Source organism: Micromonospora sp. NPDC047730, from assembly GCF_043204765.1.
In the GTDB taxonomy this organism is placed as follows: domain Bacteria; phylum Actinomycetota; class Actinomycetes; order Mycobacteriales; family Micromonosporaceae; genus Micromonospora.
Genome location: NZ_JBIDCU010000003.1, coordinates 109,792 through 121,617, shown reverse-complemented (window position 1 = coordinate 121,617; position 11,826 = coordinate 109,792). Strand labels below are relative to the sequence as shown.

Genomic DNA, 11,826 nt, shown 5'->3' with positions numbered 1-11,826 from the left:
TTGACGCTGCCACAGGTCGATCGAATAATTCAACCACTGAACAAATAGCGGACGACACCCCCGGAGGTCTGCCATGGCACCCCGTCCCACCCCCGCCGACAAGTTCTCCTTCGGCCTCTGGACGGTGGGCTGGCAGGCCCGCGACCCGTTCGGCGACGCCACCCGGCCGGAGCTGGACCCGGTCGAGGCGGTGCACCGGCTCGCCGGGCTCGGGGCGTACGGGATCACGTTCCACGACGACGACCTGGTGCCCTTCGGCGCGGACGCCGCCACCCGCGACGGGCACGTCGCCCGGTTCCGCAAGGCGCTCGACGAGACCGGCCTGGTGGTGCCCATGGTCACCACCAACCTGTTCACCCACCCGGTGTTCAAGGACGGCGGATTCACCAGCAATGACCGCGACGTCCGGCGCTACGCGCTGCGCAAGGTGCTGCGCAACGTCGACCTCGCCGCCGACCTCGGCGCCCGCACCTTCGTGATGTGGGGCGGTCGGGAGGGCGCCGAGTACGACCTAGCCAAGGACGTCCGGGCCGCCCTGGACCGCTACCGGGAGGCCGTCGACCTGCTCTGCCAGTACGTCGTCGACCGCGGCTACGACCTGCGCTTCGCCCTGGAGCCCAAGCCGAACGAGCCGCGCGGCGACATCCTCCTGCCCACCGTCGGGCACGCCCTCGCCTTCATCTCCACCCTGGCCCACCCCGAGCTGGTCGGGCTCAACCCCGAGGTCGGGCACGAGCAGATGGCCGGGCTGAACTTCGCCCACGGCATCGCCCAGGCGCTCTGGCAGGGCAAGCTGTTCCACATCGACCTCAACGGCCAGCGCGGCGTCAAGTACGACCAGGACCTGGTCTTCGGCCACGGCGACCTGCTCAACGCGTTCGCCCTGGTCGACCTGCTGGAGCACGGCGGCCCCGGCGGCGCGCCCGCCTACGACGGCCCCCGGCACTTCGACTACAAGCCCTCGCGCACCGAGGACACGGCCGGCGTCTGGGCGTCGGCGGAGGCGAACATGCGGACGTACCTCCTGCTCAAGGAGCGGGCGGCGGCCTTCCGAGCGGATCCGGAGGTGGCCGAGGCGCTGGCGGCCAGCCGGGTCGCCGACCTCGGCACGCCGACACTGGCGGCGGGAGAGGGCCACGCCGACCTGCTCGCCGACCGTTCCGCGTTCGAGGAGTTCGACGTCGACGGGGCCGCCGCGCGGGGCTTCGGCTTCGTCCGGCTCAACCAGCTCGCCGTCGAGCACCTGCTCGGCGCGCGCTGAGGGCCGCCGGAGATGCCGCTCGTCGCCGGGGTCGACTCCTCGACCCAGTCCTGCAAGGTCGTCGTCCGGGACGCGGAGACCGGTGCCCTGCTCCGGCAGGGCCGGGCACCGCACCCGGACGGCACCGAGGTCGACCCGTCGGCGTGGTGGTCCGCGCTGGCCGCGGCGGTCAACGCCGCCGGCGGGCTGGCCGACGTCGCGGCGGTCTCCGTCGCCGGCCAGCAGCACGGCATGGTCTGCCTCGACGCGGCGGGTACCGTCGTCCGGCCCGCGCTGCTGTGGAACGACACCCGCTCCGCCGGGGCCGCCGCCGAGCTGGTCGAGGAGGCCGGCGGCGGGGCGGCCGGCCGCCGGTTCTGGGCGGACGCGGTCGGCAGCGTGCCCGTGGCCAGCTTCACCGCCACCAAGCTGCGCTGGCTGGCCCGGCACGAGCCGGAGCACGCGGCCCGGGTGGCGGCCGTCTGCCTGCCACACGACTGGCTGACCTGGCGGCTGGCCGGCGCGCCCGGACTGGCGGCGCTGCGCACCGACCGGGGCGACGCCAGCGGCACCGGCTACTGGTCCCCGGCCACCGGCGACTACCGGCTCGACCTGCTGGAGCGCGCCTTCGGCCGGCGCCCGCACGTGCCGGCCGTGCTCGGCCCGGCGGAACCGGCCGGCGCGCTGCGCCCCGACGCCCTCCCGGCCGGCCCGGGACTCCCCGACGGGGCCGTGCTCGGCCCCGGCACGGGGGACAACGCCGCCGCCGCGCTCGGAGTCGGCGCGGGGCCGGGCGACGTGGTGCTCTCCATCGGCACCTCCGGCACCGTGTTCAGCGTCGCCGACACCCCCGCCGCCGACCCGACCGGCGCGGTCGCCGGTTTCGCCGACGCCACCGGCCGCTTCCTGCCGCTGGTCTGCACGCTCAACGCCGCCCGCGTGCTCGACGCCGCCGCGGCCCTGCTCCGGGTCGACCTGGAGGAGCTGGCCGCGCTGGCGCTCGCCGCCCCCGCCGGCGCGGACGGCCTGGTCGTGGTGCCCTACCTCGAGGGCGAGCGGACCCCGGACCGGCCGCTGGCCACCGGCGCGGTACACGGACTGACCCTGCGCACCTCGACCCCGGCCCACCTGGCCCGGGCCGCCGTCGAGGGCCTGCTCTGCGCCCTCGCCGACGGCCTCGACGCGCTCACCGCCCAGGGCGCCACGGTGCGCCGGGTGATCCTCGTCGGCGGGGGAGCCCGCTCGGTGGCGGTGCGCCGGATCGCGCCCGAGGTCCTCGGGGTGCCGGTGGTCGTCCCGCCGCCGGGGGAGTACGTCGCCGACGGCGCCGCCCGCCAGGCCGCCTGGGTCGCCCTGGGCGGCGCGGCGCCCCCCACCTGGTCGGTCCGGGACACCGAGGAGTACGCCGCCGCGCCCGTCCCCGCCGTCCGCGAGCGGTACGCCGCCGCCCGCGACCGCTTCCTCGACCGACTCGACCGCGCCCCGGCCGGCGAGGAGTAAACGACTGTACGGGCGCGCCCCGGCTCGCGATCATCGACGGATGCGAACCACCCCCCAAGCGGACGAGGCGCCGGTGACCGTCGGGACCGGCATCCCCTCGATGCTCCAGTACGACGACGCGGACACCCCCTGCGACGTCATCGACGCGCTGGTCCTGGCGGACTTCGTCACCGGCCGGCACCCGTGGTCGCACACGGTCCGGCTCTCCCGGGTGCGCCCCGACGCGCCCCTGACCGCCCCCGACGGGCGGCTGCTGCGTACGGCGGTGGAGAACCGGCAGCGGTCCCGCCTGCTGGCCGGCGACGGCTGGACGGCCCGGGTGGTCACCTGGAAGGGGCGGGGCGCCGAGGTGACCGTCACGGCCGTGACCGAGGAGATCGGCCGGGCGGCCCTCGACCGGATCGTCGACGGCGCCGCCGAACCGGAGGACCCGGGTGCCGGCCGGATCGGCTTCTGGCACCAGAACCCCCGCCGCGGCAGCCAGCGGGACGTGCGGTCGATCGCCGCGCCGGAGTGGGCGCAGATCCGGCCGAACTACGCCGCCGGGGCGCGCACCGCGCTCGACGCGCTGATGGCGACCACCCCGGAGCAACTCGCCGGCCGGTTGGTGCTCCTGCACGGAGCGCCCGGGACGGGGAAGACCACCGCCCTGCGCGCCCTCGCCAGGGCGTGGCGCGAGTGGTGCCAGGTCGACGCCGTGCTGGACCCAGACGTACTCTTCGCGGACCCGGCGTACCTGTCGGAGGTGGCGGTCGGGGACGAGGACGGCGAGCCGGGCACGGGTCGCCGGTGGCGGCTGCTCATCCTGGAGGACTGCGACGAGCTGATCCGGGGCGAGGCGAAGCAGGCCGCCGGCCAGGCGCTGTCCCGGCTGCTCAACCTGACCGACGGGCTGCTCGGGCAGGGGCGCGACGTGCTCGTCGCCATCACCACGAACGAGGACCTGTCCCGGCTGCACCCGGCCGTGGTCCGCCCCGGGCGCTGCCTGGCCCGGATCGAGGTGGGTCCGCTGTCGTACGAGGAGGCGACGGGTTGGCTGGGCACGTCGGCGGGGGTGCCGCCCCAGGGGGCCACCCTCGCCGAGCTGTACGCGCTGCGTGCGGGCACGCCGGCCACGCCCGCGGCCCCGCCCGCGATCGGCGGCTACCTCTGAGCCGCCCGACCCGCCCGCGCGCCGTCACCCGCTCGTGACCTGACCCTGGTTGGCTGCCGCTCATGACCTTGATGAGGGGCGGGGCGGCGCGGGTCTGGGGCGGCTCGGCCGCGCACCGGTTCTACAGCGTCGTGGTCTTCGTGCTGCTCGCCTCGCTGGACAACGTGGCGATCGGCCTGGTGCCCCCGCTGTACGGGCCGATCGCCGACGCCTTCGACGTGCCGCGGCGGCTGCTCGGCCTGGTCACCGCCGTGAGCTTCCTGGCCAGCGCGGTGGCGGCGGTGGGCTGGGCGTACGTCGGCGACCGCGCGAACCGCAAGCCGCTGCTGATGGTCGGCACCCTGATCTGGGCGCTGGGCACCGGCGGCAGCGCGGTCGCGGCGAACTACCCCGCGTTCCTGGCCGCGCAACTGCTGGCGGCGGTCGGGCTGGGCGCCGTCGGGTCGGTCGGGTTCTCGGTCGTCACCGACCTGATCTCACCCCGCCGGCGGGGGCTGGTGATGAGCTTCTGGGGGCTGTCCCAGGGGGTCGGCACGCTGGCCGGCACGCTGGTCGGCGGGCTGCTCGGGGCGGCCGACTGGCGGCGGCCGTTCCTGGCGCTGACGGTGGTCGGCCTGCTGGCGACCGCCGCCTACCTGTTCACCTACGACATCCGCCGGGGCCAGAGCGAGCCGGAGCTGGCCGACGCGCTCGCCACCGGCGCCGAGTACGACTACCGGATCAGCCGGGCGGACCTGCCGAGGATCCTCGGCAGGCGGACGAACCGGTGGCTGATCCTGCAGGGCCTCACCGCACAGGCGGCCTTCGGGTCGCTGGTCTGGCTGCCCGTGCTCTTCGCCGAGCGGGCCGAGGACCAGGGCTACTCCGCCGCCACCGCCGTGGTGGTGGGCAGCGTCTTCGCCACCCTGTTCCAGCTCGGCGGGGTGCTCTCCATCGTCGGCGGGCTGGTCGGCGACGCCCTGCAACGCCGTACGCCGAGGGGGCGGGCGCTGGTCGCGGCGGTCGGCATCCTCGCGGCGCTGCCGTTCTACCTGGTGCTCTTCTTCGTGCCGATCCGCATCGACGTGCCCGACGGCGCCGGCGCGGGGACGGTGGTCCGGGCGGTGCTGGCCAGCGTGGTCACCGAGCCGACGGTCGGGCTGAGCCTGCTCACCGCCGTGGTGGCGTTGGCGCTGACCTCCGCGAACTCGCCGAACTGGTTCGCCCTGATCGCCGACGTCAACCCGCCCGAGCACCGGGGCACCGTCTACAGCCTCGGCAACCTGGTGAACGGCGTCGGACGGGCGGCCGGCAACGGGCTGGTCGGGGTCGCCTTCCACGGGCTGCGGGCGGCCTTCCCGCCGCCGCTGAACTACGCCGTCGGGCTGGCCGCCTTCCAGCTCTTCTTCATCCCGACCGGGATCATGTACTGGCTGGCGTCGCGGACCTCGCCGACCGACATCGCCGACGTCCACGACCTCCTGCACACCCGCGCCGAGCGGCTGTAAGGAAGGGCCCCTTGTTAACGCTATGCGTTAACAAGGGGCCCTTCCTTACAGCTCAGGCCGGCCGGACCCAGACCGTGACGTCGGTGGGGACGGCGCCGTCGGTGTCGAGCGGGGCGCTGGCGTGCACCAGTTCGGTGCCGGCCGGCAGCGGCACGGCGGCGTCGCCGAAGTTGGTCAGCACGGTCAGCCCGCCGTTGCGGAAGGAGAGCACCTCGTCGCCGCTGGCGAGCCACTCCAGCGGGCCCGCGCCGAGGTCGTGCTCGCGGCGTAGCCGTAGCGCCGTCCGGTACAGCTCGTACGTCGAGCCGGGCACGCCCCGCTGCCGGTCCAGGGCGTGCTCCGCCCAGACCGGTGGCTGCGGCAGCCAGCTCGCGTCGGTCGGCCCGAAGCCGTACGACGGGGCGTCGGCCTCCCACGGGATCGGCACCCGGCAGCCGTCCCGGCCCCGCTCGGTGTGCGCGCTGCGTACCCAGGTCGGGTCCTGCCGCGCCTCGTCGGGCATCGTGGTGTGCTCCGGCAGGCCCAGCTCCTCGCCCTGGTAGAGGTAGGCCGAGCCGGGCAGGGCGAGCATCAGCAGGGTGGCCGCCCGGGCCCGGCGCAGGCCGAGCGCGGCGTCCGGCTGCGGGTCGCCGATGCCAATGCCGTTGGGCCGCTTGCCGCCGACGGGCAACCCGAGCCGGGAGGCGTGCCGGACCACGTCGTGGTTGGACAGCACCCAGGTGGTCGGGGCGCCGACCGCGTCGGTGGCCTCCAGCGAGCGGGTGATCACCGCGTACTGGGCGGGCGCGGTCCACGAGGCGAGCAGGTACTCGAAGTTGAACGCCTGGTGCATCTCGTCGGGGCGCACGTACCGGGCCAGCCGCTCGGCCGGCTCGACCCATGCCTCGGCGACCAGGATCCGCTCGCCCGGGTAGCCGTCCAGCAGCCGGCGCCACTCCCGGTAGATGTCGTGCACGCCGTCCTGGTCCCACATCGGCGGGCGCGGCTTGTCGACCTCCCGCCCGGAGAGGATCTCCTGCGGCTCCTGCCAGTCGGCCAGGTCGGCCTGCTTGATCAGGCCGTGCGCCACGTCGACCCGGAAGCCGTCCACGCCCCGGTCCAGCCAGAACCGCAGCACGTCCAGGAACTCCGCCCGCACCTCGGGGTTGTCCCAGTTGAGGTCGGGCTGCCCGGTGTCGAACAGGTGCAGGTACCACTGGCCGGGTCGGCCGTCGGGGTCGGTGACCCGGGTCCAGGCCGGCCCGCCGAAGACGCTCTGCCAGTCGTTCGGCGGCCGGTCGCCGTCCGGTCCCAGGCCGTCCCGGAACACGTACCGGTCGCGCTCCGGGCTGCCCGGGGCGGCGGCGAGCGCCGCGGTGAACCAGCGGTGCGCCGACGACGTGTGGTTGGGCACCAGGTCGACGATCACCCGCAGCCCGCGCGAGTGCGCCTCGGCGATCAGCCGGTCCGCGTCGGCGAGGCCGCCGAAGAGCGGGTCGACGTCGCGGTAGTCGGCCACGTCGTAGCCGGCGTCGGCCTGCGGCGACGGATAGAACGGCGACAGCCAGACCGCGTCGACGCCCAGCTCGACGAGGTGGTCGAGGCGGGCGGTGATGCCGGGCAGGTCACCGATCCCGTCGCCGTCGGAGTCGGCGAAGGAGCGCGGATAGACCTGGTAGATGACGGCCCGCGTCCACCAACCGGTGGCCGCGTCGGTGGGCGTGTCCTGGTGTGTCGGGTTGCTGTTCAGGGCCTTCTCCCGTGTGTCGAGCCGTACGGTCGGGTGCGTGGTGCCGGGGATCGGCGGTCCCCGTCAGTGTGCCCGGGGCGGCGCGGTCGATTCCCGCACGATCAGTCGAGTGGGCAGGATCACGGGCGTTCCCGGCGGGTCGCCGGCTGCCCGGCGGGCCGGGGCGCGGCCCGCGCCCGCGTCGGGGCCGGGCGGCTCCGGTCGCCGGCCGACGAGCGGGTCGAGCAGCATCCGGGCGGCCAGCCGGCCCTGCTCCGCCGCGGGCTGGGCGATCGTGCTCAGGCCGACGACGCGGGCCAGGTCGTGGTCGTCGACGCCGATGACGCTGACGTCCTGCGGCACCCGCAGGCCGGCGTCCCGCAGTGCCGTCATCGCCCCCATCGCCATCTCGTCGCAGGCGGCGAAGATCGCCGTCGGCGCGTCGCCGCGGCGGAGCAGCTCCTCGGTGGCGCGCGTGCCGCCGTCGATGGTGAACTGCGACTCCACGTCCAGGTCCGGGTCCGGGGCGAGGCCGGCGTCGCGCAGCGCGTCCCGGTAGCCCCGCCGCCGGTCGAGGTGCGTGGTGAAGGCCAGCTCGTCCTCCGGGTCGCCGGAGATGTGCGCGATCCGGCGGTGGCCCAGGTCGAGCAGGTGGCGGGTGGCGGTCCGCGCGGCGTCCACGTCGTCGATGCGTACGCAGGGCCAGCCCGGCACGACCGAGCCGGAGCTGACGGTCACCCCGGGCAGCGCCAGCTTCGTCAGGGCGATCAGGTCGGCGGGGCGCAGCGGCGTGGCGACCAGCATGATCGCGTCCACCCGCTTGTGCAGGTTGGCGGCGCTCAGCACCCGCTGGCGGGTCTGCTCCCGCCCGCCGAGGTTGTGCAGCAGCAGGTCGTAGCCCGACTGGTGGAGGAACTCCTCGACGGACTCCACGACGGTGGCGAAGAACCACCGGGTGATCCGCGGGACCACGACCGCGATGGCGCCGGTGCGCCCGCCGGCCAGCCGGGAGGCGCTCGGCGAGACGGCGTACTCCAGTTGCTCGGCCGCCGCGAGCACGCGCCGCCGGGTCGCGGCCGAGACCGTCGGGAGCCCACGCAGCGCCCGGGAGACGGTGGCCGTGGAGACCCCGGCCAGGCGTGCGACATCATCGATCTTCGTCACGGTACCCCCGCTTCGCGCCGGCTCCGCCGCCGCCGGTGTCCCGGCGGCGGCGGAGAGGCGTCAGCCCTTGACGCTGCCGGCGAGCAGGCCCCGCACGAAGTAGCGCTGGAGGGACAGGAAGACGATCAGCGGTACGACGATCGAGATGAACGCGCCGGCGGTGAGCCGCTGCCACTCGTTGCCCCGGGTGCCGGCCATCTCGGCCAGCCGGACGGTGAGCGGAGCGGTCTCGTTGCCGCCACCGGCGAAGATCAACGCCACCAGCAGGTCGTTCCAGACCCAGAGGAACTGGAAGATGCCGAACGCGGCCAGCGCCGGGGTGATCAGCGGCAGGACGATGGTGCGGAAGATCTTCGGGTGGGTGGCCCCGTCGACCCGGGCGGCCTCCATCAGGTCTCCCGGGAGCTGCGAGATGAAGTTGTGCAGCAGGAAGACCGCGAACGGCAGCGCGAAGCAGGTGTGCGCGAACCACACCTGCGCGAACTTCTGTTCGTCGACCAGGTCCCAGGCGGGCAGCACGGTGACCCCGCCGACGGTGACCCCGGTGGAGAAGAACTTCAGCAGCGGCACCAGCGCCATCTGCAGCGGCACGATCTGCAGCGCGAAGATCGCGATGTACACCCAGTCCCGCCCCCGGAAGTTGATCCAGGCCAGCGCGTACGCGGCCAGGGCCGCGAAGGCGAGCGGGAAGAGCACCGACGGGACGGTGATCGCCAGCGAGTTGATGAAGTAGCTGGCGAGCTGCCCGGACGACGAGGAACGCCCGAACAGCACCTCCTGGTAGTTCTCGAAGGTGAACTGCGGGTCGGTGAAGAAGGTCCACCACCCGCTGCTCTTGATCTGGTCCTCCGGCCGGAACGACGAGATGAACAGGCCGAAGGTCGGGATGGTCCAGAGCACCGCGATGACGATCGACACGAGGGTGGCGGTGCGGCTGTTCAGCCGCTTGCGCACCCGCGCGGCGGTGGTGGACGTGCGGCCGTCGGTCTTCTGGGTGCCGGCGGCGACGGTGGGCGTTGCGGTGGTCATCTCAGCCCTTCCGCTGCTGTCGGAGGTTGCGGATCTGGTAGATCACGATCGGCACCACCAGGACGAACAGGAAGACCGCCAGCGCCGAGCCCTGCCCGTTCTGGCCGTACCGGAACGCCTGGTTGTACATCTCGTTGGCGATCACGCTGGTGTCGTAGTTGCCGTTGGTGGCCGTCCGGACGATGTCGAAGACCTTGAGCGTGGCGATCGACAGCGTCACCACGACCACGATCAGCGCCGGCCGGATGCTCGGCATGGTGATCTGCCAGAACATCTGCCACGGGGTGACCCCGTCGAGGCGGGCCGCCTCCACGATGTCGGCGGGGATGGCCTTGATGGCGGCGGAGAGCACCACCATGGCGAACCCGGCCTGGATCCACACCATGATCACGATCAGCAGCAGCGTGTTCAGCGGCGACTCCAGCAGCCACTGCTTCGGTTCGCCGCCGAGGCTCACCACGATCTGGTTGAGCAGGCCGATCTGCTCCTGCCCGTCGCCGCGGTAGGCGTACACGAACTTCCAGATGATGCTGGCGCCGACGAAGGAGATCGCCATCGGCAGGAAGATCAGTGACTTGGCGACCGCCTCGAACCGGGCCTTGTCCACCATGACCGCGTAGATCAGGCCGAACGCGGTGGCGACCAGCGGGACGAGCAGCACCCAGATCAGGGTGTTCAGCAGCACCCGGACGATCGAGTCCTCCGAGAACATCCAGCCGTAGTTGCGCAGCCCCACCCAGTCGTTGCTGCCCGCGTCCATGAAGGACAGCATGGTGGTGCGGATGGCCGGCACCACCAGCCCGACGGTCAGCAGCAGCAGCGTCGGCAGCAGGAAGAAGAGCGCGAACACGCCCTCGCGCGGCTTGCGCCGGCGGGGGAGCGGGGCGCCGCTTGCGGAGGCGGCGACGAGCTGCGCCTCCCGGCGGCGGGCGAACCAGGCCGGCACCACGTCGAGGAGCAGGAGCAGACCGCCCACCACCGCGACGAAAGCGATCAGCCCGTACATCAGCATGAGGAACTTTGGCTGTTCCTCCGCGAAGTCGAACTCCATCGACCCTCCCAGGTCTGGATCTGCCGGTGGGCCGGCCCGCGTCCGCGGACCGGCCCACCGTTCAGATCACTTCCAGCTGCTCTCGATGCCGTTCAGCACCGTCGCGGTGTCCTTGCCGTTGATCCAGTCGACCATGCCCTTCCAGAACGTCCCCGCGCCGACCGTGGCCGGCATCAGGTCGGAGCCGTCGAAGCGGAAGACCGAGCTCTTGTCCTGAAGGATCTGGACGGAGAGCTTGTCGATCGGGTTGGCGACGTTGGCCAGGTCGAGCTTGTTGTTCGCCGACACCCAGTCACCGATCTTGGCGCGGCTGTTGGCGTACTCGCCCGAGGCGAGGTAGGTCTGCACCGCCTGGACCTCGGGGCGGTCGGTGAAGGCCGCGACGAACTCGCCGCCGCCCAGCACCGGCTTGCCCTTCGCGGGGTCGATCGCCGGGAAGTAGAAGGCGAAGACGTCGCCGTCCTCGGCCACCTTGGTGCCCTTCGGCCACTGGTTCGCGTAGAAGGAGGCCTGCCGGTGCAGCGCGCACTTGCCGGTGGTGATCGGGAGGCCGGCCTCGCCGAAGGCGGTGGTGGCGATGCTCTTCACGCCGCCGTAGCCGCCGTTCATGTACTTCTCGTTCTTGAGGATCGTGCCGGCCTTGTCGACGGCCTCGGCGACCTTCGGGTCGTTGAACGGGATGCCGTGGGTGGTCCACTGGTCGTAGACCTCGGGGGTCTGCGTCCGCAGCATCACGTCCTCGATCCAGTCCGTGGCCGGCCAGCCGGTGGCGTCACCGGACTCGATGCCGGCGCACCACGGCTTGGTGCCGGTGGCGGCGATCTGGTCGCTGAGCTTGATCAGGTCATCCCAGGTGGTCGGGACGGTCCAGCCCTTCTCCTTGAAGGTCTTCGGCGAGTACCACACGAACGACTTCACGTTCGAGCCGAGCGGGGCGCCGTAGAACTGGCCGTTGACGGTGCTGTACTTCAGCCAGTCGGCCGGGTAGTTCTCCTCCGCCATCTTCTTGGTGTCGGCGCCGACCGGCTTGAGCTTGCCCGCGTCGGCGAAGCGCTTGAGCAGGCCCGGCTGCGGGATGAACGCGAGGTCGGGGGCATTGCCGCCGTCGACCCGGACGCCGAGCTGCGCCTCGAACTCGGCGCTGCCCTCGTGGTCGATCTTGATGCCGGTGCAGTCCTCGAACTGCTTCCAGGACTCCGCCAGGCGGTCGGCCTCGATGTCCCGGATGGACGAGTAGATCGTGACCTTCTTGCCGTCGTTGTCGCCGTACTTCTCGTATGCGGCGCACTCCGCGGAACCCGCGGCGTCACTCTTCTTGTCGTTGCCGGTGCCGCAGGCGGTGACGCTCAGCGCCAGCCCCAGTACGCCGGCGATCGCGAGAGCCTGGCGTGATCTGGCAAACGCCATGCCGTTCTCCTTCCTTGCCGGCGCGTGGGGGATCGAACGCGCGCCGGTCCGATTTGGCATCAACACATGTAAGCGCTTGCATCCGAC

At 72.9% G+C, this 11,826-nt stretch carries 9 protein-coding genes; 4 read left to right on the top strand and 5 right to left on the bottom strand.

Going from position 1 to position 11,826, the window contains the following annotated elements; genetic code table 11:
* Window positions 1-73: 73 nt before the first annotated feature.
* The 4 genes from xylA (at window position 74) to ACGF5G_RS09880 (ending at window position 5,380) form a co-directional block, all read left to right on the top strand.
* On the top strand, window positions 74-1,261 hold the full coding sequence (xylA, locus tag ACGF5G_RS09895) for a xylose isomerase (RefSeq protein WP_393260908.1): 1,188 nt from the start codon (window positions 74-76) through the stop codon (window positions 1,259-1,261).
* A gap of 12 nt (window positions 1,262-1,273) precedes the next feature.
* Window positions 1,274-2,740 (top strand): xylulokinase, encoded by a 1,467-nt coding sequence (xylB, locus tag ACGF5G_RS09890; RefSeq protein WP_393260905.1) that lies wholly within the window; start codon window positions 1,274-1,276, stop codon window positions 2,738-2,740.
* Window positions 2,741-2,780: 40 nt separating this feature from the next.
* The gene (locus ACGF5G_RS09885; protein WP_393260902.1) at window positions 2,781-3,893 is read left to right on the top strand and encodes a DUF5925 domain-containing protein; all 1,113 of its coding nucleotides are present in this window, start codon (window positions 2,781-2,783) and stop codon (window positions 3,891-3,893) included.
* Window positions 3,894-3,955: 62 nt separating this feature from the next.
* The gene (locus ACGF5G_RS09880; RefSeq protein WP_393260901.1) at window positions 3,956-5,380 is read left to right on the top strand and encodes an MFS transporter; all 1,425 of its coding nucleotides are present in this window, start codon (window positions 3,956-3,958) and stop codon (window positions 5,378-5,380) included.
* A gap of 52 nt (window positions 5,381-5,432) precedes the next feature.
* Here ACGF5G_RS09880 and ACGF5G_RS09875 read toward each other — a convergent pair whose 3' ends face one another.
* The 5 genes from ACGF5G_RS09875 to ACGF5G_RS09855 form a co-directional block, all read right to left on the bottom strand.
* Window positions 5,433-7,109 carry an alpha-amylase family glycosyl hydrolase gene (locus ACGF5G_RS09875; RefSeq protein WP_393261653.1) on the bottom strand — a complete coding sequence of 559 codons (1,677 nt, stop codon included), beginning with the start codon at window positions 7,107-7,109 and terminating at the stop codon, window positions 5,433-5,435.
* A gap of 63 nt (window positions 7,110-7,172) precedes the next feature.
* On the bottom strand, window positions 7,173-8,252 hold the full coding sequence (locus ACGF5G_RS09870; RefSeq protein WP_393260898.1) for a LacI family DNA-binding transcriptional regulator: 1,080 nt from the start codon (window positions 8,250-8,252) through the stop codon (window positions 7,173-7,175).
* A 60-nt stretch (window positions 8,253-8,312) separates the two neighbouring features.
* Window positions 8,313-9,281, bottom strand: a complete 969-nt coding sequence (locus ACGF5G_RS09865; protein ID WP_393260896.1) for a carbohydrate ABC transporter permease — start codon at window positions 9,279-9,281, stop codon at window positions 8,313-8,315.
* 1 nt (window position 9,282) lies between these two features.
* Window positions 9,283-10,332, bottom strand: a complete 1,050-nt coding sequence (locus ACGF5G_RS09860; protein ID WP_393260893.1) for a carbohydrate ABC transporter permease — start codon at window positions 10,330-10,332, stop codon at window positions 9,283-9,285.
* Window positions 10,333-10,398: 66 nt separating this feature from the next.
* The gene (locus ACGF5G_RS09855; RefSeq protein ID WP_393260892.1) at window positions 10,399-11,739 is read right to left on the bottom strand and encodes an ABC transporter substrate-binding protein; all 1,341 of its coding nucleotides are present in this window, start codon (window positions 11,737-11,739) and stop codon (window positions 10,399-10,401) included.
* Between the last annotated feature and the right edge of the window lie 87 nt (window positions 11,740-11,826).

What these genes read in the sequence shown, in the direction of transcription:
- xylA (WP_393260908.1), top strand. Translation starts at nt 74, where the DNA reads ATGGCACCCCGTCCCACCCCCGCCGACAAGTTCTCCTTCGGCCTCTGG.
- xylB (WP_393260905.1), top strand. Translation starts at nt 1,274, where the DNA reads ATGCCGCTCGTCGCCGGGGTCGACTCCTCGACCCAGTCCTGCAAGGTC.
- ACGF5G_RS09885 (WP_393260902.1), top strand. Translation starts at nt 2,781, where the DNA reads ATGCGAACCACCCCCCAAGCGGACGAGGCGCCGGTGACCGTCGGGACC.
- ACGF5G_RS09880 (WP_393260901.1), top strand. Translation starts at nt 3,956, where the DNA reads ATGACCTTGATGAGGGGCGGGGCGGCGCGGGTCTGGGGCGGCTCGGCC.
- ACGF5G_RS09865 (WP_393260896.1), bottom strand. Translation starts at nt 9,281, where the DNA reads ATGACCACCGCAACGCCCACCGTCGCCGCCGGCACCCAGAAGACCGAC.
- ACGF5G_RS09860 (WP_393260893.1), bottom strand. Translation starts at nt 10,332, where the DNA reads ATGGAGTTCGACTTCGCGGAGGAACAGCCAAAGTTCCTCATGCTGATG.
- ACGF5G_RS09855 (WP_393260892.1), bottom strand. Translation starts at nt 11,739, where the DNA reads ATGGCGTTTGCCAGATCACGCCAGGCTCTCGCGATCGCCGGCGTACTG.